Raw genomic sequence first — 26,457 nt, 5'->3', positions numbered from 1 at the left:
CGATGGTTGCACCGGCGGTACTGGCCGCCGCCGCGAAGGCGGCGAAGGTCGCCAAGGCGGCCAAGGCGGCGGCCCAGGTCAAGAACGGCTCGGGCGGCGGCAAGAAGAACAACAACAAGAAGTGGCTGTGGATCGCCGCCGGTGTCGGTTTCCTGCCCCTGGCCGGAATCGGCACCCTCGTCCTGGTGCTGCTGGGGTCGCTCCTCGGCGGCCTGGGAGCGGGGGCCGCGGCGGCCTCGTGCGAGGACTACGCGGACAACGCCGAGGCAGGCAACACCGACGACGCGGCGGCCACCAACCCGGTCATGCCGGCGGGCAAGATGTACACGCCGAGCGAGACGGCGCGCAACGAGATCCCGCCGAAGATGATCCTCGCCGCGATGCGCGCCGCCGCCCGCTACGACGGTCTCGACTGGACCATGATCGCCGGTCAGATGTACCAGGAGACCAAGTACGGCCAGGACCCCTCGGCCGCCCCCGGCGGCGCCAACTCCCTCGGCTACATGGGCATCCTGCAGTTCGGCAAGCCTGCCTGGACGGACTACGGCGACGACGGCAACGGCGACGGCAAGAAGGACCTGTACAACATCGACGACGCGGCCTACGCCGCGGCCAACTTCCTGCACGCCAAGAAGGCGGAGACCCAACCCTTCAGGGCGCTGCAGATCTACTCCGGTTCCGCCTCCTCCAACAGCGTCTACCCGCGTGTCGTCCTCACCCAGTCCGCCCGCTACCGGGGCGCGCTCACCGGTGACAAGGACCTCATCAAGCGCTGGTACGCCCATCTGAAGGAGACGATCGAGAAGAACCCCGACTTCCCCACCCTGGGGAAGCAGTCGGACATCCCCGAGCCGGTCGGCAACAGCGCCCAGCCCAGCCGGGCGCTCAGCATCGCCGCGAGTCCGGCCCGCTCCTGGTCGACGCCCCCGCTGGACGACAGCGGTGACGACACCACCAACGCGATGTCCCTGGCCGCGTACTCTGCCGACACCGACGCCGGCGGCGACTCGACGACCCTCGCGCTCCCCGTCGCCAAGCCCGTGACCGGCGGCAAGGACTGGCAGTGGCCCATGAAGAAGGGCACCTACCAGATGGGTACGCCCTACCACAAACAGGGCAACATGTGGAGCCTCGGCTACCACACCGGCCTCGACCTGACGGCCACCACCGGCACCCCGATCTACGCCCCGGCCGACGGCAAGGTCACCGTCGCCGGGCCGGGCGGGTCGTACGGGAACATGACGAAGATCCAGCACGCGGACGGCGTCATCACGCTCTACGCCCACCAGAACTCGATCAAGGTGTCCGTCGGCCAGTCCGTCAAGCGCGGTGACCAGATCGGCACCATCGGCGCGACCGGCAACGTCACCGGCCCCCACCTGCACTGGGAGGTCCTCGTCCCGGGCGTCGACAACCCGTTCGTCGGCGGCCAGGACCAGGGCCCCGGCATGGTCGACCCGGCGGAGTGGATGGCGGGCCGGGTCACCGCCAACCCCGACTACGGCACCGTCCCGGGCGACAGCTCCGGCGAGGGCCGCAACGCCCAGTACGAGGAGTGCGCCGAGGACAACGGCGGTGCGGCCGTCGCTCCCGACGGCGCCGGGGCCTCCGGTGTCCTCCCCGACTCCGACGACCCGGTGATCCGCGCGGTCCTCGGCTGGGCGCAGCGCGGTGTCGGCGTCCCGTACGTGTACGGCGCCCCGCGCCTCCAGGGCCGCAACCCGACCAGCTTCGACTGCTCCAGCTTCACGCAGTGGGCGTACTACATGGCCAGCGACGGGAAGATCAACATCGGTGCGACGACCCGTGACCAGCAGCCCAGGCTCCGCAAGTACGAGGTGCCGCTGTCCGAGGCGCAACCCGGTGACCTGATCTTCTTCCGGCCCGAGGGAGGCGGCTTCTCCGGGCACGTGGGCCTCGTCTGGGACGCGAAGACGAAGAAGATCATCCACGCCCCGCGCCCCGGCAAGTCGGTGTCCTTCAGCACCTGGGACGTCCAGGACGAGATCACCGGCGTCTACCGCGTCCCGATCCCGGCCGGTACGAACGCGGTCGAGGGCGACGGCAAGACCGGTACGGAGGACGCATGAGGCGCGGTCCCCGTCCGTCCCCGTCCCCGTTCCGCCGTCGCACGACGTACGGAGCGGGCACGTTGACGAAGACCCGCACGTTCCTGGTGGCCGGGACGATCCTGTCCCTCGGTCTCCTCACCGCCTGCGGCGGGGGCGGCGATCCCGAGGACACGGAGGCGACCGACGGGGCGAAGCCCAAGGCGTCCCCGTCCGCCGGTCGGCGGACGGGTCCCGCGTACGAGGGGGCGAAGCTGCCCGGCCTGTCCGCGGAACCGGTGTGGAGTCTGCGGGGCGGTGGTGCCCAGAGCTGCGTCCACGACCCGGCCAAGGCGGCGGCTACCGACGTCGTCGGCTTCGACGCGCTCACGTGTGTGCTGGGCGATGCCGTCGTCCTGACCGAGGACCTGTCGGAGCAGTCCCGGGGCGAGGAAGCCGAGGAGGCCGAGGAGACGGAGAGCCGTTTCCGGGCCCGGCTGTACGACCCGGCCACCGGCGAGGTCCGCCGGACCGTCGACGTCACGATCCCCGCCGAGTGGAACGGCGCTCGCGACCGCACCCCGGACCGGTTCATACAGATCTCCGAGTGGAAGGACGGCTCCCCGGCCCTGCTGGTCGTCTCCGGAGACGTGGTCGAGGGCGACGGTCTGAAGAAGTCCGCGATCACCACGACGTACACGATGTACGCCCCCTCCGGGAAGGAGCTGGGCAGTTACAGCCTCAGCGGTGAGGATGCCTCCGGTCTCGACGTCGAGGCGGGCCATCTGCGTAGCAAGGAGGCGTACAAGAGCGACACGTACGCCCCCATCGACGGCGGCACCCCCGTCGAGGTCCGCGACCGGGGCCTCGATCAGGAGCCGCTGGGCGCCGGCTTCGGTTACCGCGTCGCCTCCACCTGGTCGGTGGTCGACGGCAGCGGAAGCCGCCTGGTCGTCAGCGATCGCCTCACCGGCAAGGAACTGTGGGACCTCGGCGACGTCGACCGGCCGTCCGCCCTCGCCGAGGTCGAGGAATCCGGCGACCTGGACGCCCGTCTGCTCCCGCTCACCGACGACAAGGGCATCCTCGCCTGGGCCCAACCGGGCGACGACGCGGACGACGAGATCCTGACGGTCGTCGACCTCAGGACCGGCCGACTGATCGCCGAAGGGCCGGAGCAGGACCTCGACGAGCTGTCCCGGGGGTCGGGGAACATCGTCCTGGCCCCGGACGGCGGCACCGTGGTCACCCGGTTCGGTGGGGGCGCGGTCGCCTGGGACACGGGGACGGGTGCCGAGCTGTGGCGGCAGACGGACGACGAGCACACCATCGAGCCCTGGGGGCTGACCGCCGGGGGTGTCCTCTACGCCTCCGTCGACGGCATGGGGCTCACCGCGCTGGAGCTGAGGACCAAGAAGGTCCTGGACTCCGACCTCGCACCCGACCTGATCCCCGGCCTGACCGGCGACGCCGAAACCCTGCAGTTCACCACGGACGGCTACGCGGTGCTGGCGGGCTCGGACCTCTTCGTCTTCGCCCCGGGAACGAAGCGGTAGACGCGAAGGGTTTCCTGGCGGACAGCGCCCCGACCCTCAATCCCCCACCCCAGAAAGGACGGACCCGCGGGTGACCGCAGAACAGCAGAAGAAGCCCCGCGCCGAGGACGACTGGACGATCGAGATCGTCATCGTGGTCGCCATCGTGCTCCTGGGGGTCGTCGGGGCATGGCTCGCGGCGAAGATCGGCGCCCCCTTCGCGGACGCGCCGGCACCGGCGTCGAACCCGTTGACGTTCCTCGTCGCCATGGTCAAGGGCGACTACAGCTGGCCGGGATCCCCGGCCAGCGCCGTGGCCGCCGGTGAGGCCGTGCTGCTCGGCATCCTGGGCACCGCCGCGTACCGGGTGGTCCAGCGGTTCAAGAAGAAGCACAAGGTCGACGGGGCGGCTCAACACCTTGCGAAGGGTGAGGAGTTGGGCAAGCTCACCATGAAGGGCGCGGCGGCCACAGCCGAGCGGCTCGGTGTGAAGGCGCGGACCCCCGGTGTCTTCATCGGACGGTCCGTCAAGGGCCGCCAGCCACTGTTCGGTTCGTACGAGGACATGCACGTCGACATCTGGGGCCCGCGGACCGGCAAGACGACCCGACGGGCGGTCCCCGCGATCCTCGACGGGCCCGGCGCGGTCCTCGTCACCTCCAACAAGCGGGACATCGTGGACTCCACCCGGGGCCCCCGTTCCGCGCGCGGACCCGTCTGGGTCTTCGACCCGCAGCAGGTCGCCGCCGAGGCGCCCAGCTGGTGGTGGAACCCGCTGTCGTACGTCACCGACGTGGCCAAGGCCCGCAAGATGGCCGACCACTTCGCCAGCGGATCGCGGGACGCCAACGCCTCCACGGACGCCTTCTTCGACCCGGCGGGCCAGGACCTGCTCGCCAACCTCCTCCTCGCCGCCGCCTGCGGCAAGATGCCGATCACGCAGATCTACAGCTGGCTGTCCAACCCCAAGGACGACACCCCGGAGCGGATCCTGCGCGGCTCGGGCCACACCATGGCCGCCGACGGCCTCAACGGCGTTCTCACCGCCCCGGACAAGCAGCGCAGCGGTATCTACGGCGTCGCCCAGCAGATGGCGTCCTGCCTGATCAACCCCGAGGTCAACCGCTGGGTGACCCCGCCGGCCGACCCGAACGCCCCCGAGTTCGACCCGCACACGTTCGTCCGCACCGCCGGCACCCTGTACTCCCTCTCCCGCGAGGGCCGCGACTCCGCCGGACCGCTCGTCACCGCGCTGACCGTCGCCGTCGTCGAGGCGGCCGAGGAGTACGCCACCACCCAGCGCGGCGGCCGCCTCCCGCTGCCCCTCGTCGGCGTCCTCGACGAGGCCGCCAACGTCTGCCGCTGGCGCACCCTGCCCGACCTGTACTCCCACTACGGCTCGCGCGGCATCATCCTGATGACCATCCTCCAGTCCTGGGCACAGGGCATCGAGGTGTGGGGCGAGCGCGGCATGGAGAAGCTGTGGTCCGCCGCGAACATCCGCGTCTACGGCGGCGGCGTCTCCGACACCCGCTTCCTGGGTGACCTCAGCGAGCTGGCCGGCGAGTACGACCAGCGCGAGTACCAGGCGAGCCGTGAGTCGGAGTTCGGCGGCTGGAGCGGCAACCGCACGGTCAGCGAGTCCGTCAGCCGCCAACGCGTCCTCGGCGTCTCCGACCTGGGCGCCATGCCCCCGGGCCGCGCCCTCGTCCTCGCCTCCGGCACCAAGCCGGTCCTCGTCGAGACCATCCCGTGGTGGGAGGGGCCGTACGCCCGTGAGGTCCAGGAGTCGCTGCGCAAGTACGACCCCGGGGCGCGCTGAGCACGGGCCCGGCGCTCGCGTGAGCGGTCCGGGCAAGGGTGAGGACGAGGATGAGGCCGGGGCGGACGAACCGCCCCGGCCTCACACGTCATACCTCGATCTCGCCGCCGCGAGGCCCCGACAGATCCGGCGGCGGCTGCTGCGCGACCGCGGACCGTCCCGGTTCGCTCTCCCCGGTACCGCGCCCTGCGGCGGGCGGGTTCTGGTCCACGCCCACCTGCCACAAGGGCGTCGCACTCTCGGCGGGAGCGGCACCGCGAGGGCTCCCGGCCCCGGCCCCGGCCTGGGTCTGCGGGAGGCCGACTTGCCACAGGGGGGTCGGATTCTCGGGCGATGCGGCACCTTGGGCGCTCTCGGACCCGGCCCTGGCCCCGGCCTGATGCTGAGCGCTCTGCGCGTTCTGTGGCAGACCCGCCTGCCACACGGGCGCCGGAGCACCGGGTGCCTGACCCTCCTGCGCCGGCCCGTCCCGCTGCACGCCGACCCCGGGTCCCGGCTGCTCCTCCATCACGGGCGGCGCCTGTTCCGGCGCGTCGGGCCTGAGCAACTGCCCGTTGGGCCCCTGCACCGTGCGCAGCAGGTCCCGTTCCTGGGCGGTGATCAGAGTCCGGGGGTCGCGGTGCGGCAGCGGCGTCTGCTCCATCGCGGCCTGGACGGTGGCTTCGGCGGCGTGCTCCCAGGAGTACTGCTGGAGGATCTCCCGAATGCGCAGGGCACCGGCCTGGCGCTGGGGGAGGTCCTGCCTGAGTTGATGGATCGCCTGCATCCAGGCCCGTGCGCGACTGGTGCCATCGGTCGGCTCGTTCACCACGCACACGCCGCCGATCTCCGGCGGGAACCGGTCGGCATCCTGGAGAAACAGCGCGGCGCCGCTCTCCTCGTTGACCAGGACCGGAACACCATGGCCCAAGCCCTCGGACGCCACCATGCCGAAACCCTCGTGCTTCGAGGGCATGATCATCGCGTGGGCGGCTCTGATGTCCTCGTTGAGCTCGTCCACGCTGCTCGTACGACCCTTGACGGTGACGTTTCCACCACTGAGTTTCCGCAGCAGTTTGCCCTCGCGCTCCAGCTCGTGCTCGGGAACACCGCGGACGGTGAGATGAACGGGAACGCCGGCTTCGTTCAGCCGAGCCACTGCCTCCGCGGCGTCCTTCACGCCCTTGAGGGGATCGTTCACCCGGCCCATGACCAACAGGTTCAACCTGTCCGGCTCGGGGTCGTGCTGCACCGGCTCATAGATCTTGGTACCCGGTACGAACTCGTGGGAGTGCGGAATGTTCACGCCCTCCGCGGAGAGGTCCCTGCTTGCCTGCGCCAGAAGCGGGCCCACTCCGGCCACGACGTCCGAACGCTCCATCAGGCCGCGTTCGATCCCTGCGTCCTTGGCGGCCTTGGCTTCCGCCTGTTCGGGCGTCAGGTCACGTACGAACGGGAGTCGCTCGGGGCTTGTATGCAGGAAGTGCACCAGGCGCGCGTTCTGGTACCAGTTCTCGCGCAGACCGGCGGCGGCCGGTCCGGAGAAGCGCGAGTGGCCGATGATGATGTCGTACGGCTGGGCCGTGGGGTCTTCCAAGCCGTACTGCTGTGGGTCCCGACCGGCGAGTTCTTCGAGCCATTCCCGCCGTTTCATCGGCTGCGGTTCGCGCCCCGGACCCGGGTCGATCATCGGTGGCTGTGTCTGCACCGTCCTCTGTATGCCCTCGTGCGCGGGCATATCGGGATTGGCCGTGAACAGTGTGACGTTGTGCCTACGGGCGAGAGCCTCGGCCAACTCCTGGTTGAACACCTCGGCACCACCCTCGCCCCTGCCGCTGTTGTCAGAGACGACGAGAATGTTGTAGCGCGCTTCAGACACCGTTTCCCCCCGTATTCCTCAGTCATCCGTCCCGAGTCAGAAGCCGTACGTCGCCCTGAGTTCGCGGCCGATTCCCTGGGCGATGAAGTCCGTGAGGTCGTAGGCGGAGAGGTGCATGACGCCGCACTGGGCGCCCGGGTGGATCCTCGCCGCGTACTCGTCCAGGAGCTCCGCCAGGATCTCCGCGCGGACGGCGGAGATGGCGACGTCTTCGGGGTTCCCCTTCTCACGGAAGATGCGGTGTTCGTTCGCGTGGGGAGCCCTCGGCTTTCGCCCCAGCGTCACACTGCGCTCGAAACCCTCGGCCTCGGTCGCGATCGAGTCGGGAACCGGCTGCCCTTCGTGCCAGTCCACCCCCAGCAACGTATGCACCCGCGGATCGATCGTCTCGTGCCGTTCCCGCCAGTACAGCCCCGACCGTCCCGCCAGCAGGTTCTGCAGATCGTCAGCCGCGATCGTCGTCGCGGGATTCACCGAGAAGTCGCCGTGATCCCGCATGTCCTTCAAGGACGGCAGGTTCTCCGAAGCACGCCAGGCCGCCCGGGACATGGTCTCGTACCGTGTCCGCAGGTCGTCCACGTCGGACGGCCGGTGGAACACCCGCGCCACGTCGACCGTGCCGACCGGGTGCGGGGTCGGTGTGGGCTTGCCGATCGCCGCCCGAAGCTCGTCGGCCGCTTCGTGCAGCAGACGGCTCAACTCGGCCGTGTCCGCGCCGATGGTCACGGCGGGACGTCCCGCCGCCAGCCGGTGGACCAACTCGTCGAGCGGGCGACACAGCACCATCATGTGGCCCTCGGGGATCACCACGGCCCGGCCCGGCACCATGTAGTCGTCCGGGGAGGGCTTCATCCGCGGCTCGTAGGGGCCGGGATCCTCGATCAGCCGGGCCGTCCACTCGGCGACCGCCTCGGCGAAGGTGATCGGTCGGTCGACAGGACCCGCGGCCCGACGGGAGATCAGATGACGTACGGGATCGGACGGTTCACCGGCCTGCGGCTCGGGTGCCTCGGAGACGCTGAGTGCCGCCTCCAGTTCCCGCCAGGCCTCCCGGCGCTCCTCCGGCCACCCGCCCCCCGGGCTGTCCGAGCGCCACACCCGGGTCTCTTCCACCCACATCATCCGCGCCGCCGCCGAGTACACGAGGTCGTAGGCGTCGGCAAGCTGCATCTGGCCGCTCATCCCGGCTCTCCTTCACGACTGATCAAGTAACTCACATTCTCACACCGCGCTTCAGCGAACCCGTGAAGGCCAAATCGGTGTGAGCGGGTCCTTCGGTGCGCATGCGGCGAAGGACCAGGACGGCTGTCCGCACATGTCGTTCGGCTTCGGACAGCGCTGAACCATCGGGTGCGGGGCAGCGTCTCACCAGGGGATACGCGTACGTCGCCGGTTGGGGAGGCACTCATGGCCATGGTCGGACTGTTCTGGATCGCCGAGGACGGTGGCGTGTACGTCGGGGCGCAGCCGGAGGGGTTCGGGCCCGGGGTGCGGCTGACGCCGGACTGGGTGGAAGGGCTGGGGACCGGGCAGAGCGCGGTGTGGGGCTGGTCGGAGATCCGGTCGGCGGCCGTGCGGTACGTGCGGATCCGGTCCGGCGCCCGGCTGCTCGCCACCACGGCCGTCGACCTCGTGGCCAACGCCGTCGCGGGCGGCGGGGATGCGGCGGCCGCGTTCGAGGTGCACCTGGAGACCGCCGACCGGACCGTCGAGCTCAACGCGTACTCGGCCGCGGCCCTCGGCGGTTACGTCCAGTCCGAGTACGACCTCTCCGTCGCCCTGCTGGACCGCCTCGTGGCGGGCACGGCGGACGTCGAGACCCTCGCACGCTGGGGCCGCGCCCACGCCGCCGAGGGCACCCCGCGACGTGAGCAGCGGGAGGCCCTGCTGCGGGAGTGGGCGGCCGGGGACTGAGCCGCCGGGGCGGCCTCCCTCGCGGCGACCCCGCCGGTCGCCCCCTTCCCGGCCTTCCCCGGCCTCCCGCCGCTCCCTTTCGAGGTCCCGGGAACCCGGTTCCCCTCGTCCGCCGTCCCCCGCAACGACAACTGGACACCGGGTCACCGGAGGGACACATGACCGCACGGGACACTCCGTCAACCGCCCCGCAGGGCGCTCCACGGGACACCGCACACGGCACCGCGTGGAGCAGCGGTGTCTCGGTCACCCACGACCTCGAACCGCACGACTGGTCGTACGAGGAGACCGCGGCGTACGAGGCGGCGATCGAGGCCGTGAACGGCGCGGTCGGCGCCTACAGCGCGACGATCGCGGCGGAGGAGGCCAAGGACGCCCCCGACCCAGCCGTCATCGAGGCCGCGCGCGCCGCGCAGGGGCGGCTGGCGCGGGAGCGCGAGGGGCTGCGGTCGGCCGACCGGGAGCAGATCGTCGAGGCCCGCTCCCACTACGCCCGACTGGCCCGCGAGGTCATGGCGGACCTCACATGACCGACCCGGCCGAGCACCAGCGGCACCGGCTGTCCGACGCCGAGAACCGGCGGATCTTCCGCGAGCGGATCGTCCCCGACCTGCCGGCGGGCCGTGTCGGGCAGGAGACGACGCCCACCGTGGTGTTCCTGGTCGGCCGGCCAGGCGCTGGCAAGAGCCGGTCACCGAGACGGTGGCCGGCGCGCTGACTCGGCAACGGCGTCCCGGGCGGCCGAGCGCGGCCGCAGAGATGAGCAGCCCAGGTCAGGGACGGTCCTCACCTCGTGCGGCTACGTGGGGTCAGCGCTGGTTCGGTCTGTGTCCTCGCTGCTCGTCTCCGCCGCGACGCAGATGTCCGGCCTGCTCCCCCTTGCCGGGAACGGACGGTCTCGTCGGCTTCCCGGCCGCGGTCGATCGGCTCCGTGCCGCGGCTGCGGACGACCGTGGGGCATTGGCGCGATCATCGGCGATGACGATCCTGGAGGTCGGCGTGCGCCAGGCCATGGGGTTGTGAGGACTGTGGATGACCCAGTCGCTTTCGCGGAAATGGGAGGACAGGGTGCGCCCGATCCGGGTCGCGTCGAACGGACCGCTGGATTCGAAGACTCCGAGTGACAAAGGTCTGCCCAGGTCGCGCTCCCACTTGTTCGCCCACTGAGCCAGGGAGGGGAGGGCGCCCGTCACGACCTGCTTGTCGAGATATCCGTGGCCGCCCATGAAATCGCCCGAGTATCGGTCGGAATTGTTGGCTCTCCAATGCGCGCGTGCGGCCCGGACCATGGCGGTGCTGTTGAAGTCGAGGTCGACATCACTGGGCAGGGACTCCAGACCGAGGCGCCACATGGAGTCGTACGGACGTCGCAGGGGCCGATCCTGGCTGTCGCCGAACCACTCCCGCAGGCGTCGCGCCGCCTCCGGACGGGCGGCCAGATCCTCCTCGCGCGGCAGGGTCTTGTGGGTTCCGGCGAAGAATTCGGCGCCGGTTCCTTTGAGACGTACGTCGACCTGAGTCCATTCGATGCCGTCCTGCCCCAGCGCCTCGACCATTTCCGTACCGAACCGCTGGTAGAGCTCCGGGGTCATGCCCATGGGGGCCTCTCCGGTGAGCATCCACTTGATCTGGACCGGGTCGATGCCGAGAAAGTCCAAGTCGCGTCCGGTGACGGCGTAACCGGAGTCGTCGCGCGGCCACCAATTCGGGAGTGGCTCCTCTCCGGCGAGGATCCTGCGGATGCGGCTGTCCAGCGGATCGGCGGCATCGGAAGAGGAAGTGATCGTGAGAGGGAGCCAGAGGCTGCCGCCTTCCCGGGAAGCAGGCACCCCGGCCGAGGGTGGTTCTCCCTGGGCTGTGACCGGCACGGCACCCTGTGGCGATGCGCCAGTGCTCGTCGACACCGCCGCTGTGGCGTCGGCGCCCTCCGCTCGACTCGGCCCAGTACCGAGGTCAGGGGCTCCCAAGGAGACGCTGCTCGCCGCAGTCTGTTCCAGCCCGGCTGTCGAACCTCTTCCGGTGTAGACACCGTCCAGCGTCACCAGCCGGTCGCCCGGCAGCGTCACCCACTCCCGCTGAGCGAAGAAGCCCATGCCGGTCGTGGGCATGGACAGGATGTCCTGAGCGGGTTTGCGGTCGACCAGGATCACGGCGTCACCGCCTCGCTGTTCCAGCCAATCGGCGACGATCCGGCGATCCGCCGCCCAACTCGCCAGAGGCCTGTGACGAGCCTCGAAGGCATCACCCACGCTCAGGCCGACCCAGTCAGGCTGAGCCGCTTCCTCGTGCCAGGTGAGCGCTCGGTAGGCGATCACTTCGGTCACACCACGTGCGGCGAGAGTCTCCTGGGTGAGCGTGTACTGGGTGCGCAGGAAGTCACGCAGCGCGTCCCTGTTGTAGTCGAGTTCCAGGTCCACAGCGCCGCGTGTCCGGGCATCCATGCGCCACTCCAGCACACCGGTGAGTCCGAACTCCTCCTTGGTCGCCTCCTGAAGTGCCAGTACACGCACGTTGTTGTTGGAGCCGTACGCCCACGCTCCCATGACCTCGCTGACGCCGATCTGGCGGACGACGGCCTCGGCGCGCGGATCGTCCATGCGCAGTACTTTCCCCGGGGCGTGCCGGGGGTTGTCAGGGACGAGTTCGTCGACATGGAGGATGTCGGCGCCCATCGAGGGGTACTTCTCGTTGTGCGGTACGAGGACGTAGCGGTCGTCTCCCAGATGCTGAGCCATGTCCGTGCCGACGACCAGGCCGAACGCCGCCAGGGCGATCTCGGGTGTCGAGGACCTCATCCGGTTGGCGAGGGCCTCGATGGCGATGGTCTTGGCCTGGCTGGTGTCGGTGATCCGGCCGTCGTCCGTCAGCAGCGCCTCGCTGATGCGCTGCTGGTCGGCCCGCTCCTGCGAGCCCGGTGGCGGGGGCAGGGGGTGGTGACGCACAGGTGTCTGCTCGGGCAGCGCGATCTGGAGGCCAGGCGGTTGGGACAGCAGCGCGGCGGTACCGCGCGCGTGGTCTGCCACCTGGTCGAATCGCTCCATGACGACGTGGTGCAGGTCCGTACGACCGAGCCGCTCGAAGAGGGGGAGGAGCCCGTCGAGTTGCCGCCGCATGATCGCGATGTCGCCGGGGGGAATCGGGTTGTCCACCCAGGAGAACACGTGTGGCTCGGTCTGCCGGTAGAAGGTGCGTACGAACGGGTTCGCGGCGTCCGGGAGAGGGCCATGGGTCGGGGCACCGTCGCCGACCGCGATCAGGCTCTGTCGTTCACCGAGGACGAGGTGGCGCGCGGTGACGCCGTGGGCGGCGGTCAGCGAGTGGTGCAGACCGAGCAGGACTCCGTCGCGGGTCGTGGGCAGTCCCTGGTCCGCCAGTGCGTTCAGGCCCCCGCCGAGGCCGGAGGCCGGTCGGCCAGGCATGTGGTCGGTGTAGACCTCGTGCAGACCCACCGGGTGCGACAACGGGACGCGGGCGCCCACCGCCCGGCCGACATAGCCGTCGAGCACCTTCGTGGTGACATCTCCCGGACGTGCGTACTTCTCGTACACGGCCCGGGTCCCGTCGGCGAACGTGGTCAGTTCCCGGTTCGTGATGCCCTCACCGTGTTCGAGTGGCTCCCGGGCGACCACACGGCTGCCGGTGACGGGGTGTGGAGGCAACGGCAGCGCGCTGGTGGGGGGTGTAGGGGTGACGACCACGGTGGACGGCCCGCCGTTCAGCACGGCGTCGAGCTCGGCCCGTACGACCGGCCAGCTCGCGGCGAAACCGGGATGCAGGTTCAGGCCTTCCACCTCGGCCAGGGGAATCCAGGCCAGTGCGGCGGACTCGCTCCCGACGGGCCGGATCTCCGTCGCCCGGTCCACCGAGGCGAGCACGGTGTCGTACGACCAGCCACCGTGGTCGTCCCGGACGACCCGCTCGATACGGACGTGGGCGGGATCGAGGGTGCTCTCCTCGACAGCCTCGCGAACGGCGGCCCGTGCCGCGGACTCGTGACTCTCCCGCGCGCCGCCGAGCAGCGCCCACGTCCCCCCCTGGTCGGTGTCCGCTCCCCGTTGCTGCATGAGTACGTACGTCCGGCCGTCATCGGCGCGGTGGACGGGCAACAGCCCGGCTCCGCCGAACCGTCCCCAGTGCGCGTGGCCCTGGGAGCAGTTCGCCCAGCCGTCCCCCGTCATCGCCGGTAGCCCGGGTGCGTCAGGACGCCGGGCACGGCGGTCCGGCATGGCCTGGATCGCGGCGACCAGGGAATCGGCCGCACCCACCCAGGTGGTGTTGGCCTCGCGCAGATGTTGCTGCAGGGCGAGGGCGTTCGCCCGCGCCGTGGGGATGTCGAGCACGATGTTCCGCAGCTTGTCGGTCCAGCGCCCGACGTCCACCTGGTCCTCGAAGCCCTGCTCGACCAGACTGTTCCGGGTGATCTCGGAGGGGAACCGGTTCGGGTCGCCGAAGAAGGCCCCTACGCCACTGGTGCGGGGCAGCAGCACGGGGAGTCCCGCGCCCGCCGCCTCCAGCCCGACCAGTCCGAAGCCTTCCGCCCGCGAGGGCATCACCAGGACGTCGGCCTGCCGTATGTCGGCCAGGATCTCCTCGCGGTCGATGGAGAACGGCTTCACCACGACTTCCCGGCCGACGATGTTCGACAGCCGCTCCCGAACCTCTTCCACGGTCTCCGGGGCCGCACCGCGGACCGTGAGCCGGACGTCGATGCCTTCCTCATTCAGCCGGCGGACCATGAGGGCGGCGTGCTGAGCCCCCTTCTGCGGGGCGTCGGCGCGGCCGACGAGCAGGACGTGGCGGGTCCGCTCTCCGTCCCAGGGGAGCAGCTGTTGCTGCTCGAAGGGGACTCCGGGAATGATCTGGTGGACGGCGGGGCTGTGATCGCCCGGATTGGTGGCGGCGAGCCGCCGGGCCTCGTCCGCCAGCACCGGGCCGACGCCCGCGACCATGTCGGCGGCGGCGACCATGCGGCGCTCGGTGCCCTCGAACTCCACTTCCAGATCAGGCCGGTTCGCCACTCGGGCCAGCGCTCCGGTCACCATATGGATGACCTGGACATAGGGCGTGTCCTGATACAGCTGGTCACGTACCTGGAGTGCTTCCGGGCCGGAGTAGCGGCTGTGCCCGATGACGGCGTCCACGTTCTGCGGCAGGTCCTCGCCGCCGTAGACGAGTTGTTCCTGCTCGCCACGCGCCGGGTCGAACTGGCGGGGCCCGATGAGCCTGATGCGTTCACCGGGAGGCTCCGGCGGGACCTCGTGACCGACGCGGACGAAGACTTCGTGGCCGGCGGCCGCGAGCCCTTCGACGAGGTTCCGGTTGACGGCCACGATGCCGCCCTTGTGGGGGTCCCACTCGGTGCAGTACGCGAGGATGCGCATGCTGAACCGGCCGGCGTCGTGCCGCCGAGACAGTTCCGCCCATTGTGCGGCGAACTCCTGGTGCGCCTCCTCTCGACCGGCCGGGGGTGTCACTGCCAGTCGCCGCTGGTGGTCCTGGAGCAGCCGCTCGCGTTCCTCCGCGTACGCGGCGCGCAGTTCCTCGAGCCCGGCATTCGTGTACTGCCTGCGCAGGGCTTCGCCGGCACGGTCGGTCGAGCCGGGGGCGACAGCGGCGCCGGGACGGACGGGTGTCTCGCGGAACCGGCCTGCCCGTCCGTCGCCGAACTGCCATCGGCCGGGGCCGCCCTCGGTGACTCGGAAGACCCACCCGTCGTGCTGAGAGGCGCCGCTCGCCGGAGTGTCCGCCCACGGCGGCGGCGACGGGGTGTGCCCGCGGGCCATGATGTCCCGAGCCGTTCCGGCCAACTCGGTTTCCCACCGGGACCGTTCGCCACTGTCGCGAGCCTCTTCCCATTTGCGCGACAGCCACGCGTACTCGCGGGTCCGGGCGGGAACACAGTGGTCGCCGCCGGCCCGCTGCTCCGGAGCGAGTGGCTCCCGCGCGACGCCGTTTCGCGTGGCTTCCTGCGCCTCGGTGAGCTCCCGTACGGTGTCCGTGATCTCGTGCAGCCAGGTTCGCGCGAGCATGTCGGTGGGAGCGAGCCGTATCAGATGGGGGTCCGTGTCCGTGCCCGAGCGCACGTCTGTCTGGCCCATGAGCCCGGGCGCCGGGGGCACCGCCACGGGGTGGAAGTGTTGCGGCCCGAAAGCCCGTGTCTCCACTCGCAGCACTGTCCCGCCCGACACCCAGGCGAAGCCGTTCACCTCGGGGCCGAGGTCGGACATGCGGAGATCGTCGGTGCCGGCCCGGGCGGTCGACAGAGGGACGGGCCTGGAATCGGTGACGACGTACGCGGTGCCGGCGATCTCTGGAGAGGTGACGGTCACTCCTGGTCCGGCGCCCCAGGGGAACAGGTCCTGAAGACGGGTCTCGTCTCTGTCGTGCTCGGCCGCGAACAGCACGGGCTTCCTCCCTGAATGGTGGTGCTGGCCGGTCCCGGGTGAGGAAGATGCCAGGAGCATCAACGGGGTTCTGACTGTTGCGGCATCATACGCAGAAAGATCGTTTGAATTCGGGGTTTTCCGACCCCGCCTTGCGCTGAACTTCCGGTTTCCGGCGCGCTGTTGGAGACAACGGGAACGGGACCAGGAGGTCGCTTGCGCAGGGATACCGATGGCGAGCCAGGGAATCAGGGAGCATTCGTGCACGATGACGTGGTCCAGGCCCAGTACGCGCAGTTGCGGAGCGCCGCGATCGAAGTGCTCGACGCGATGCCGGGCGCGGCTGACTCATCGCCGCAATTCCATGACGCGCTCAAGAGTCTGCGTGCTGCATTGGAAGGCGAGACACCGCCGCGGTCCCTCCCGACGCGTAGTTCGCTTGATCCGTTCGAGCACTCGCTGGTGGCGAGGAGCTACGTGGGGCAGCGGGCCGAACCGATTTCTCTCGCGGAACGGGCGGTGGAGCTGCGACGGCGACTGGAAGGGGATCGCGACCTGGAGGACCGGCTGCCTGGTGAGCCGTCTCGCAATGTGGCCGTCACAGAACTGCGCGCGATGATCGTCGCGGGCCTGCTGGAAGAACTGGCGGCCAGGCTCTCACCGGGAGCGGCCTTCGGGCCGGGACGCAGTGGCGAGGAACTGGCACGCCTTGCCAAGGACTTGGCCGACGAACTCCTGGCCCAGACGTTCGTCGGCGAGTAGCGGCAGGAGCCCGGATTTTCCTCGCTCTCAGATTCCGCGCAGGAAGTCATCGGCTTGGCGGCGGAGGGACAGGGGGGCCACGGACCACGCCGGAGTGCGCATGACCTCACGCAGCTTGACCACCTTCACCTCTCGGGGGGCGTCCTTGCGCAGACCGATGTGGGACCACATGTGGTCCAAGTCGTCGTAGGGCAGATCCCAGGTCACTCCGACGCCGGTCTCGGAAGCACCAGGGTGCGGGGGCGGGACATGGACTTCGTCGGCGGTCGCGGCGGGGGTGATCTCGACGAGGGTGAGGCCGACCTGTTCGATCGCGTCGCGGAGCAGCACCCGGTGGCCTTCCACGGTGTCGGCGGAAGGCGGTTCCCCGTCGAAGAACAGAGCGAGCACCCAGCCGGACTCACCGGAGCGGGCGAGGTCCAGGACGAGAACGGTGCCCGTGTCGTCGGTGAAGGAGCGGTGCGCGAGGCTCTTCGCCGCTCCGGGGCCTTCGGTGCGGGGGATTTCTTCGAGCCGGAGCCTGCTGAGCAACCCCTGTAGCTGATCGGGTGTCAGTTCTCCCTGGGAGAGAACCCGGAGAGCGGGCCAGAGCATGAGAAGTTCCCTTCTTCGACTTTCATCGGCCGGGGGCGAGCGAAGCATGTGTGTGCCCGATCCGCTTTCCCCCATGGCACGGTAGTCGATCATTCGCGAGGCCCCTGTGGTATCGGCGCATCGGCGATCGACCGGACATCGCCGGCCGGGGAACGGCGAGGGCGTTGTACGGGGTGAGCTACGCCACCTGCCGGCGTTCCGGCTGTCGGGCGGAATTGGATACCTGGGTGTCGTTCGCGAGGAGGACCCTGGCTTTTCGCCCGGCCTCTCTCCGGCCGGGTCGGCCGCCATTTCAGCAGCTGACGTGTAAACCCATGGGCGATGTGCCGGGCTGCGATCGCGCGGGGATCGATTGATCACCGACGGCTTACACAGGGCGACCCGCGCATTTGGACACCCTCCAGCTGCAGCCGTGGGCTCGGGTGACGTGAAGGCCGCGCGGCGACAGCCGGGGCCCTTTGCTTTACCCTCTTCACACCGAGACCACACAAGGCTGTTGTCATCTCGTTAAGTGATTGGTCCTTGACGCTGAGGTGATCACCGCGTTGGCTTTCAGCCACCTGGGTCGCAGTGCTGCACCCACGCCCGGAAGGCCCTTGATGTGAACGCCCGTACCACCAGCACCACCCCCAGCACCCGTATACGTCGTCGTACCACCGCTCTGCGCCGTACCGCCACCGCCCTCGTCGCCTCGGCCGCGGCCGTCTCCCTCGCCTCCTGCGGGGTCTCGGACATCGGCGACAGCGCGGAGGCGAGCCCCACGAAGGGTGACGACATCACGGTGGGTGTGCTGTTCCCCGACAAGGACACCAAGCGGTACGAGCAGTTCGACTACCCCCACATCAAGAAGAAGATCGCCGAGCTGACCGACAACAAGGGCGTGACCAAGTACGCCAACGCGGAGAAGGACCCGGAGACCCAGAACAGCCAGATCGAGCAGATGATCGCGGACAAGGTCGACATCATCATCGTCGACGCCGTGGACTCCAAGGCCGTCGCGCCCGCCGTGCAGAAGGCGGACGACGCGGGCATCCCCGTCATCGCCTACGACCGGCTGGCCGAGGGGCCGATCGACGGCTATGTCTCCTTCGACAACCAGCTGGTGGGGCAGGTGCAGGGACGCTCCCTGGTCGAGGACCTGGGTGACAGCGCCGCCAACAAGATCGTCATGATGAACGGGTCGCCCTCCGACCCGAACGCCGCCATGTTCAAGGAGGGCGCGCTCTCCGAGCTCCAGGACAAGGTGACGATCTCCGAGTCGTTCGACACCAAGGACTGGGACCCCAAGGTCGCCAAGGTCAACATGGAGCAGGCGGTCGCCAAGCTCGGTGTGGACAACATCGACGCCGTCTACGCGGCCAACGACGGGATCGCCGGGGCCGTCATCGACGTGCTGAAGACCGCCGGCGTCGCCAAGGTGCCGCCGGTCACCGGGCAGGACGCCGACCTGGACGCGGTGCAGCGGATCCTCGCGGGCGACCAGTACATGACCGTGTACAAGTCGTTCCCGACGCAGGCCAGCGCCGCCGCCGAGATGGCCGTCGCCAAGGTCCAGGGGCGTTCCATCGAGTTCGACGCCCTCGCCAAGGACAGCGTCGACTCCCCGACCACCAAGAAGGTCCCGGCCCAGCTGGTGCCCCCGGTCGCCCTCACCAAGAACAACATCGCGGACACGGTGGTCGCCGACGGCATCTACACCGTCAAGCAGATCTGCACCGCCGCCTTTAAGTCCGACTGCGACGCGGTCAACCTGAAGTAACGGACGAGCCCTTCGGGGTTCCCTCTCGCTCCCACGGCCCGGCAGGGCCACCACCGGCTCTCCGGCCGCGCGGTGCTCCTGCCGGGCCGTACCCCTGCGTCCCCACTCCGTTCCCGCCCCCCAAACCGCCCGGGTCTCCGGACCGCCCGGGTCCTCATGCCACCCGAGTCCCCAAGCCGCCCGAGTCCTCAAGCCACCCGCGTGAACTCGATCGTCACCTCCGGCGGCCCCCCGGCCACCCCCCGGTAGATGCCCTTGTGGGGCGTCACGTCGTCGTAGTCACGGCCCCGGCCGACGATCACGTGGGACTCGTCGGCGGGGACCCGGTTGGTGGGGTCGTAGCCGGTCCAGTCGCCCGCCCAGTACTCGATCCAGGCGTGGCTCTGCCCGGCGACGGGGCGGTGGAGTTCGGCGTCGCGCTCCGGGTGGAGGTAGCCGGAGACATAGCGGGTGGGCAGGCCGAGGCCGCGGAGCATGCCGAGAGTGAGGTGGGCGATGTCCTGGCAGACGCCCGCCCCCTGCTCCCACGCCTCGAACGCGCTGGTGTGCACACCGGTCGCGCCCGGCACGTACGCGACGTGGTCGGCGACCAGGGCCGAGACCGCGATCGCCGTTCCGTGCGCGGAGAGACCCTCCGACGCCTCCCGGGCCCGGTCCAGCAGGGCCTGTGGGAGCGTCGTACGGCCCGTCGCCGTCAGGTACTCCAGGAGGCGGGAGCCCGCGGCCGCCCGGCGGATCTCCGCCCGGTCCGGCGCGTCCGGGAGCGCCTCGGGCGGGGACGTCTCCACCAGGCTGGTCGCGGTGATCGTCAGGTCGGAGTGCGGCTCGATGAGGTCGAAGCCGGTGACCTGGGTGCCCCAGTAGTCCCAGTACGACCACGTGGGCGTGGACGGGTTGACCAGGACCCGGGCGTCCAGGGTGGTCTGGCCGGGCAGCGTCAGCGGCGTCATGCGGACCTCGTTGTGGGACGAGGCCGCGGGCTGGGCGTACGCGACGCGGGTGGTGTGCCGGATGCGCAGGCGCCGGGTCGCCCGGGGAGCCGTCGCGGCCGTTGCGGGCAGGTTCATCGTGCTCACGCGCCTTCCTGGGCCCACTCGACGGGGCCCTGGTACGGGAAGAACCTCTCGGCGACCGCCTCCGCCGAGGCCATGCACGCCTGCTGGAGGTCGCGCAGCAGCGCCGGCAGCCCGGCCTCCAGCGACTCGGAGTCGAGGTATTCGAGGTGCGTGCGCAGGGCGCCGATCGGACGCCGGGCCGGGTCCTGGCGGGGGCGGCCGAGCGCCGCCAGACACTCCTCCGCCGTGGTGAGGGCGTGCAGCGCCGAGCGCGGGAAGTCGCGGTCCAGGAGCAGGAACTCCGCCACCTTGGGGCTGTCGCCGAAGCCGCCGTGCACCCGCGCGTACGCCTCGTCGGCGCCGCTCGCGCTCAGCAGGGTCGGCCAGTCCGGCGCGTGCGCCGCGTCCAGCACCCGGACCGACAGCAGCCGCACCGTCATGTCCACCCGCTCCAGGCTGCGGCCCAGCACCACGAAACGCCAGCTGTCGTCCCGGCTCATCGTGGAGTCCGCGAGCCCGAAGAAGAGGGCCGCGCGACGCCGTACCAGCTCCAGATACGCGTACGGGCCGCCCGTGCGGCGCGCGGCCGTGCGCTGGTCGGCGAGCGCGTGCCAGGTGGAGTTCAGGCACTCCCACATCTCCGACGACACCGCCTCGCGGGCGCTGCGGGCGTTCAGCCGTGCCGCCCCGAGCGCGCCCTCGATCGACCCCGTCGAGCGGGCGTCGAAGGCCAGCCGGTCCAGCACCTGCTGCATGTCGCAGTGCTGGTCGGGCGCGTCGACGCCGAGGATCGCGTAGAGCGAGCGGCAGGCCGCGTCCTCGTCGCGCCAGGGGTCTTCGAGGAGGCGGTGGAGGTAGGCGTCGAGGATGCGGCCGGTCGCGTCGGCCCGTTCCACGTACCGCCCCGTCCAGGTCAGGGCCTCGGCTATCCGGGAGAGGATCACGTCGTTCACTGCTGCTGCGCCCCTTCCTGGGCGACCACGCGGGTGCCGTCGGGTCCGAGCTGGCGCGGTGCCTTCTGCGGGAGCGGGCCGCCGGTCTCCTCGGTGCGCTGCTCGGCGGGGCCCTCGGCGAGCACCCAGGTGTCCTTGGAGCCGCCGCCCTGGCTGGAGTTGACGATGAGGTTGCCCTCCTGGAGGGCGACGCGGGTGAGCCCGCCGGGCAGGACCCACACCTCGTTCCCGTCGTTCACGGCGAAGGGCCGCAGGTCGATGTGGCGCGGGGCCATCCGTTCACCGGCGAGGGTGGGGGAGGTGGACAGGGCGACCGGCCGCTGCGCGATCCAGCCGCGCGGATCGGCCGCCACGGCCTGTCGGGTGCGCTCCAGCGTCTTCCGGTCCGCTTTCGGCCCGATGACGATGCCCTGCCCGCCGGCCCCGTCGACCGGCTTGATCACCAGCTGGTCGAGCTGGTCGAGGACCGCCTCCAGCTGTCCGGGCTCGTCCGGCCGGAACGACTCCACGTTCGGGAGAATCGGTTCCTCGGAGAGGTAGTAGCGGATGAGGTCCGGGACGTAGGTGTAGAGGAGCTTGTCGTCCGCGACGCCGTTGCCGACCGCGTTCGCCAGCGTCACGTTCCCCGCCATCGCGGCGCCCATGATGCCGGGGCAGCCGATCACCGAGTCGGGCCGGAAGTGGAGGGGATCGAGGAAGTCGTCGTCCAGGCGCCGGTATACGACATGGACCGGCATCTCCCCGCGGGTCGTCCGCATCCACACCCGGTTGCCCCGGCAGACGAGATCGTGTCCCTCCACCAACTGCACGCCCATCAGCCGGGCCAGCAGGGCGTGTTCGAAGTAGGCGGCGTTGCTGGGGCCGGGGGTGAGGACGACGACGCGCGGGTCGCCGATCCCGCCGGGCGCGGCGGCCCGCAGCGCGGCGAGCAGCCGCTGCGCGTACCCGTCGACCGGCACGACGTGCTGCTCGGCGAAGAGCGAGGGGAAGACGCGGGTCATGGCGCGCCGGTTCTCGATGACGTACGAGACCCCGGACGGCACCCGGACGTTGTCCTCCAGCACCCGGAAGTCGCCCGCCTCGTCCCGTACGAGGTCGATGCCGGCGACATGGATACGGACCCCTCCCGGGGGCTCGACACCGTGCGCGGCCCGGTGGAAATGGGCGGAGTCGAGGAGCAGCCGCCAGGGCACCACGCCGTCCTCGAAGGCCCGGCAGGGCCCGTACGCGTCGGCGAGGTACGCCTCCAGCGCGCGGACGCGCTGGGCCACTCCGCGCTGGATCAGATCCCACTCCAGGGCGTCCAGGATGCGCGGCACCAGATCCAGCGGCCAGGGTCTCTCCTCGCCCGCGAAGGCGTACGTGACGCCCCGGTCGGTGAACGCGCGGGCCATCTGGTCCGCCCTGAACCGCAGTTCGGCCGGCTCGATCGGCTGGAGCGCCGCCAGCACCGGTTCGTAGGCGGCCCTGACCTCACCCGGCCGCTCGAACATCTCGTCCCACGCGTCGGCCAACGCGTACGCGTCAAATATGTCCGCCATGGCCCGACGGTAAGCGCGCTCCGTAACGCCGCGATCACCGGAGCGTTTCCGCCATCTTGCGGGGACGGCCACGACCTGCGGAAACGGAGGGTTTGAAGTACGGCCGGGTGGGGGAGCCGGGGGTACGGTCACCCGGGCGGTCCGCGGTGCGCCAGGGCACGACTGCGCGGCGTACCGGGCCGTGCCCGGGGGCTCCCGTCGCCGACTTCAGCTTGTTGCAGAGCGCACTGCCTGAGGGGTGGAGAAAGGCGGGCGAAATCATGGTTACCGGGGCAGAAACATGACGGAGCTGTGTTGCGGTGCCGGTGTGGTGCCGCGCATAGTTGCGCTGCGAGAGGGCTGGAACCGGGGGTGAATTGGGTGATGGCCGGGCACGCGACCGAGGAGCATCCGCACGGTGCCGACCGGCTCTGCGCTGCCGGGGACCGCGTGTACTCCCGAGCCGTACGACGGGGCCGTGTCCCGCGCGCGGACGCCGACCCCGTGCCCTGTCTGCTCGAACTCGCCCTGCTGCACCCCGACCCCGACGACATGGGCTGGCTGGTGCCCACCTCGCCGCAGGAGGTCATGACCCGGCTGCTGCGCAGTGTCCACGCCGAGGTCAGCGCCAGCCAGGCCCGGATGGGCGCGGCGGTGGACGCCGTCGAGTGGTACGCGGGCCTCGGCGGCTCGCGGGCCCGGCAGGCGGCGGAGAGCACGGCGATCCGGGTGCTCGACGGGCTGTCCCGGATCCGGGCGGCGATCGACGAGGCCACCGAGCGCTGCACGACCGAGGTGCTGACCGTGCAGCCCGGCGGCATCCGGCGCGAGGACGAGCTGCGCGAGGGGCTGCACCGGGCGCTGGCGATGTGCCGCCGGGGTGTGCGGATGCGGGACCTGTACACGCATGTGGCCCGGCACGGGCAAGGCCTGCACAACTACATGGAGCTGATGGGGGAGTCGGCGGAGGCCCGCACCCTGGACGAGGTCGTGGAACGCCTCATCGTCTTCGACCGCACGGTCGCCTTCATCCCCGCGAACTCCGACCGCACCATGGCCCTGGAGATCCGCCACCCCGCGCTGGTGGAGTACCTGGTCACCGTCTTCGAACGGCTGTGGCGCCTCGGCGTCCCGCTGGCCGCGTCCCTCCCCTCGACCGGCGTCGCGGGTATCACCCACCGGGAACGGTCCATCGCGGCGCTGCTGGCGGAGGGCCACCAGGACGCGGTGGTCGCCGAGCGGCTCGGCATCAGCGTCCGCACCTGCCGGGCCCACATCGCCCGCCTCTCCGAACGCCTCGGCGCGGCCAGCCGCACCCAACTCGGCGTCCGCATCGCCGAGGCCGGCCTCGACGGCCCACCCCGCTCGGCCCCGGACGGCCTCCCCGCCTTGCCGTCCCCGGCCCCTGCGGCTCCTGCGGCTTCTACGGCTCCTGCTCCAGAATCCCCGACTGTCCGATGAGATAGCCGAGCTGAGCCCGGCTCTCACTGCCGAGCTGGGCGGCGAGCTTGGCGATGTGGAGGCGGGCGGTGCGGACGTTGAGGCCGAGTCGATCGGCGATGGACGTGTCGGTGTGCCCCTCGACCAGGAGGCGGGCGATGGCGCGTTGGCGCGGGGTGATGCCGTCGATCACGGGGAGGTGGACGGCGTCGGGGTACATGGGTGTCGCCAGGTGCCAGAGTCGGTCGAAGGTGGTGGCGAGAAAGGAGATCAGGGTGGGATGCCGGATCTCCAGGGCCAGGGTCCGCTCGGCGTCGGCGGGAATGAAGGCCACCGTGCGGTCGACGAGGATGAGGCGGTCGGTGACCTCGTCCAGGGTGCGCGCCTGGGCGTCGCCGCGCAGTTGTTCGTAGCGGGCCCGGATGAGGGGCGAGTGCCGGAGGGTGTGGGGGTAGAGCGTACGGATGCGGGCGCCCCGGGCCAGCAGGTCCTGATCGCGGCCCAGGGAGGCGGTTTGGCCCTCCAGTCCGCGCGTGCCGTGCTGGTGGGTGTGCGGCTGGATGCAGAGCAGTTCCCGGGTCGCCTCGGCCATGGCCCCGGTGATGGCGGCGTTGATCTGCTCGATGCCGCCCAGCAGGGCGATCGCCGTCGTGATGCTGTCGGCCGGCGCCGTCCGTCGCTCGGCGATGCGCAGTAACGGCTCGAAGGCCGCTGCCAGCTGTTCCTCGCGGCGCCGTTCCTCGGCGACCCGGTCCTCGATGCCGCGCAACAGCCGGTGCAGGGCGGTCGCGGGGCCGGTCGCCTCCAGCCAGCCGGGGTCCCCGACCGCCGGGTGCAGCAGTCCGGCCTGGATCAGGCAGGGCGCCGCGGACGCGTCCACGTCCCGCACCCGCCCGTCCCGCAGTGCTCGCGCGTACAACTCGGTGCCGACCGCGCAGAGTTCGTCGGTCCGGTGCCCATGGACCTCGCTGGTCACCCGCGCTCGCTTCCCTCGGCCGTCAGTGGTCCTGCCCTTGCTCCAGGATCCCCGACTGCGCTATCAGATAGCCGAGTTGGGCCCTGCTCCCGCTGCCCAGCGCCGTCGCCAGCTTGGCGATGTGAGCGCGGCAGGTGCGGACGTTCATGCCGAGGCGACGGGCTATGGCCTCGTCGACATGACCTTCGACGAGGAGCTTGGCTATGGAGTGCTGGATCTCCGTGATGCCGTCGGAGGCGGTCTCGTAGGGGGCGCCGGCGTTGAGGGGGACCGCCCGGGACCACATGAACTCGAAGACCTTGATCAGATAGCGGACCAGGCCGGGGTGGCGGAGTTCCAGGGCGACCTGACGGTCGTCACGCGTGGGGATGAAGGCCACCGTCTCGTCGCACACGATGAGGCGTTCGACCAGTTCGTCGATGGTCCGGATCTCCACCTTGCCGGCCACCTGGTCGACGTACGCCAGATTCGCGGGGCTGTAGCGGGCGGTGTGTTGGTAGAGCGTACGTATGCTCACGCCGCGTTCGAGCAGCGGCCGGTCGCGCTCCAGTCCCTGGACGATCCTGCGCTCGGGGCGGTTGGCGCTCGGCTGGACCGTGAGCATCTGGCTCTGGCACTGGGACGTGGCGAGGTCGAGCGCGGCGTTGATCCGGTCGCTGCCCTCCAGCACTGTGATCGAATGCGTGTCACTGGTCGCCCGGGCGCTGAGGGCCATGAACGGCTCGAAGGTCTCGGCCAGTTCGGTGGTCAGACGCCGACGCTCGGTGATCTCGCGTTCCAGCGGGTGCAGCCGCTGGGCCAGAGCCGCCGCCGGGGGAACCGGGCGCAGCCAGTTCGCGTCGTCCGGATCCGGCTGGAGCAGACCGAACTCCATCAGGCAGGGAGCCGTCTCCACCTCCGTACGGTCGATGCGTCCCGCGCGAAGAGCGTTCGCGTAAAGACGGCCGCCGTCCTCGCACAGTTCGGTCACCGTGTGAGGATGTGTCCCTTTGGTCCAGCTTGTTGCCAAATCTCCACCCCCCAGGGTCCTGAACATGCAGGAACATGATGCACCGATTATGTGGCCATGACGTGCCCGAATGAGCCATCGTCGTAGGCGACGGGGGAAGAGGGGACCTTCAAGTGAGGACGAAGCCGACTATGCGTAGAGGATTGCTTCGCTCGGTGCTTGTCGCCGCCTTCTCCGCCGTTATGGCCTTCGGGGTGGTAAGCACGCACTCCGCTGCGAAGAGCGACGCGCCTGCGGACAGCTACTGGGGTGGGGCGGCGGTGGAGACTGTGGACACCGCCGTGCCGGGCGACAGTATCTGGCCATTGGCGCCACAGGGTTCGGACGAGACTGTGCAGGCCTGACATGACGACTCCTCCCGACGACCGTTCCTTCCGGCGCGAGATGGCGACCGCCTATCGCTCCGGCTGGCACTTCATCGACCTGGCCACCGCCATCCCCCACAGCGGTGACTCGTTGATGGTGACCGTGTTCGGCGAACCGGTGGTGGTGACCCGGGACGAGGACGAGGACATCCGGGCGTACCGGTGTCTGCGGCGACCGCGCGGCGCGCCGCAGCCAGTGCGGTGTGCCGTTCGGTACGGGATGGTCTTCGTCAATCTCGACCAACGCGACCACCGGCTCGCCGAGCCGGAGACCCAGGCCTCCACGGCCGTCTCAGCCACCCCCCGCAGTGCCTGAAGCGATTCCCCCGTCGTTTCAAATCGCTCAGGCGCTTCCCCCCAGCAGCGGCGTCACCGTACCCTGAACACGGTGACGCCGCTGCAGGTTTACGGCGACATTTCGGGATGCCACCCGGTATCGGAAGCTCCCCACCCGCCCCTCATCT

The 26,457-nt window shown here is 70.4% G+C and carries 19 protein-coding genes; 10 read left to right on the top strand and 9 right to left on the bottom strand.

The window, feature by feature from the left end; translation table 11 throughout:
• Positions 1-2: 2 nt before the first annotated feature.
• From RM704_RS37600 to RM704_RS37590, 3 genes are all read left to right on the top strand, one after another.
• Entirely contained in the window at positions 3-2,090 is a 2,088-nt protein-coding gene (locus RM704_RS37600; protein ID WP_033524506.1) for a peptidoglycan DD-metalloendopeptidase family protein, read from the top strand.
• A gap of 62 nt (positions 2,091-2,152) precedes the next feature.
• Positions 2,153-3,604 (top strand): outer membrane protein assembly factor BamB family protein, encoded by a 1,452-nt coding sequence (locus RM704_RS37595; RefSeq protein ID WP_033524507.1) that lies wholly within the window; start codon positions 2,153-2,155, stop codon positions 3,602-3,604.
• A 70-nt stretch (positions 3,605-3,674) separates the two neighbouring features.
• Positions 3,675-5,405 (top strand): type IV secretory system conjugative DNA transfer family protein, encoded by a 1,731-nt coding sequence (locus tag RM704_RS37590; RefSeq protein WP_033524508.1) that lies wholly within the window; start codon positions 3,675-3,677, stop codon positions 5,403-5,405.
• 88 nt (positions 5,406-5,493) lie between these two features.
• Here RM704_RS37590 and RM704_RS37585 read toward each other — a convergent pair whose 3' ends face one another.
• Together RM704_RS37585 and RM704_RS37580 are read right to left on the bottom strand one after the other, a co-directional pair.
• A complete protein-coding gene (locus tag RM704_RS37585) occupies positions 5,494-7,263 on the bottom strand; it encodes a glycosyltransferase family 4 protein (protein ID WP_033524509.1) in 1,770 nt (589 codons plus the stop codon).
• A gap of 36 nt (positions 7,264-7,299) precedes the next feature.
• On the bottom strand, positions 7,300-8,445 hold the full coding sequence (locus RM704_RS37580) for a hypothetical protein (RefSeq protein ID WP_033524510.1): 1,146 nt from the start codon (positions 8,443-8,445) through the stop codon (positions 7,300-7,302).
• Between the two features lie 225 nt (positions 8,446-8,670).
• On the opposite strand from RM704_RS37580, the gene RM704_RS37575 reads away from it, so the two are divergent.
• The 3 genes from RM704_RS37575 to RM704_RS37565 all read left to right on the top strand — a co-directional run bounded on the left by RM704_RS37575 (position 8,671) and on the right by RM704_RS37565 (position 9,895).
• Entirely contained in the window at positions 8,671-9,177 is a 507-nt protein-coding gene (locus RM704_RS37575) for a hypothetical protein (protein WP_033524511.1), read from the top strand.
• 158 nt (positions 9,178-9,335) lie between these two features.
• Positions 9,336-9,707: a hypothetical protein gene (locus RM704_RS37570; protein WP_033524512.1), complete on the top strand. Its 372-nt coding sequence runs from the start codon at positions 9,336-9,338 to the stop codon at positions 9,705-9,707.
• Positions 9,704-9,895: a hypothetical protein gene (locus tag RM704_RS37565; RefSeq protein WP_033524513.1), complete on the top strand. Its 192-nt coding sequence runs from the start codon at positions 9,704-9,706 to the stop codon at positions 9,893-9,895. Before RM704_RS37570 ends, RM704_RS37565 begins: the two co-directional genes overlap by 4 nt.
• Before the next feature lie 91 nt (positions 9,896-9,986).
• On the opposite strand, the gene RM704_RS37560 is transcribed toward RM704_RS37565, so the two are convergent.
• The gene (locus tag RM704_RS37560) at positions 9,987-15,581 is read right to left on the bottom strand and encodes a glycosyltransferase (RefSeq protein WP_311592367.1); all 5,595 of its coding nucleotides are present in this window, start codon (positions 15,579-15,581) and stop codon (positions 9,987-9,989) included.
• 240 nt (positions 15,582-15,821) lie between these two features.
• On the opposite strand from RM704_RS37560, the gene RM704_RS37555 reads away from it, so the two are divergent.
• A complete protein-coding gene (locus tag RM704_RS37555; protein ID WP_033524514.1) occupies positions 15,822-16,322 on the top strand; it encodes a hypothetical protein in 501 nt (166 codons plus the stop codon).
• A gap of 27 nt (positions 16,323-16,349) precedes the next feature.
• Here RM704_RS37555 and RM704_RS37550 read toward each other — a convergent pair whose 3' ends face one another.
• Entirely contained in the window at positions 16,350-16,916 is a 567-nt protein-coding gene (locus RM704_RS37550; RefSeq protein ID WP_311592364.1) for a hypothetical protein, read from the bottom strand.
• Between the two features lie 601 nt (positions 16,917-17,517).
• Between RM704_RS37550 and RM704_RS37545 the strand changes: the two genes are divergently transcribed.
• Positions 17,518-18,675: a sugar ABC transporter substrate-binding protein gene (locus RM704_RS37545; protein WP_052145753.1), complete on the top strand. Its 1,158-nt coding sequence runs from the start codon at positions 17,518-17,520 to the stop codon at positions 18,673-18,675.
• Positions 18,676-18,863: 188 nt separating this feature from the next.
• On the opposite strand, the gene RM704_RS37540 is transcribed toward RM704_RS37545, so the two are convergent.
• From RM704_RS37540 to RM704_RS37530, 3 genes are read right to left on the bottom strand one after another with little or no spacing between them, the layout of a single operon-like run.
• Positions 18,864-19,742 (bottom strand): transglutaminase family protein, encoded by an 879-nt coding sequence (locus RM704_RS37540; RefSeq protein ID WP_052145777.1) that lies wholly within the window; start codon positions 19,740-19,742, stop codon positions 18,864-18,866.
• A 5-nt stretch (positions 19,743-19,747) separates the two neighbouring features.
• Positions 19,748-20,683 carry an alpha-E domain-containing protein gene (locus RM704_RS37535; RefSeq protein ID WP_033524515.1) on the bottom strand — a complete coding sequence of 312 codons (936 nt, stop codon included), beginning with the start codon at positions 20,681-20,683 and terminating at the stop codon, positions 19,748-19,750.
• Positions 20,680-22,224: a circularly permuted type 2 ATP-grasp protein gene (locus tag RM704_RS37530; protein WP_033524516.1), complete on the bottom strand. Its 1,545-nt coding sequence runs from the start codon at positions 22,222-22,224 to the stop codon at positions 20,680-20,682. Before RM704_RS37530 ends, RM704_RS37535 begins: the two co-directional genes overlap by 4 nt.
• Positions 22,225-22,587: 363 nt before the next feature.
• Here RM704_RS37530 and RM704_RS37525 point away from each other — a divergent pair, with 363 nt between their 5' ends.
• A complete protein-coding gene (locus RM704_RS37525) occupies positions 22,588-23,664 on the top strand; it encodes a helix-turn-helix transcriptional regulator (protein WP_192829517.1) in 1,077 nt (358 codons plus the stop codon).
• On the opposite strand, the gene RM704_RS37520 is transcribed toward RM704_RS37525, so the two are convergent.
• Positions 23,627-24,619 (bottom strand): LuxR C-terminal-related transcriptional regulator, encoded by a 993-nt coding sequence (locus RM704_RS37520; protein ID WP_033524518.1) that lies wholly within the window; start codon positions 24,617-24,619, stop codon positions 23,627-23,629. The genes RM704_RS37525 and RM704_RS37520 overlap by 38 nt on opposite strands.
• Positions 24,620-24,641: 22 nt before the next feature.
• A complete protein-coding gene (locus RM704_RS37515; protein WP_078936875.1) occupies positions 24,642-25,655 on the bottom strand; it encodes a helix-turn-helix domain-containing protein in 1,014 nt (337 codons plus the stop codon).
• A 318-nt stretch (positions 25,656-25,973) separates the two neighbouring features.
• Here RM704_RS37515 and RM704_RS37510 point away from each other — a divergent pair, with 318 nt between their 5' ends.
• Positions 25,974-26,309, top strand: coding sequence for a Rieske (2Fe-2S) protein (locus RM704_RS37510; protein WP_033524521.1), 336 nt, complete (start codon positions 25,974-25,976; stop codon positions 26,307-26,309).
• Positions 26,310-26,457 lie beyond the last annotated feature (148 nt).

This window comes from Streptomyces gottesmaniae (assembly GCF_031845845.1).
Lineage (GTDB): Bacteria > Actinomycetota > Actinomycetes > Streptomycetales > Streptomycetaceae > Streptomyces > Streptomyces akebiae.
The sequence above is the reverse complement of the archived record's forward strand: the minus strand, read 5'-3'. Positions and strand labels throughout refer to the sequence as shown.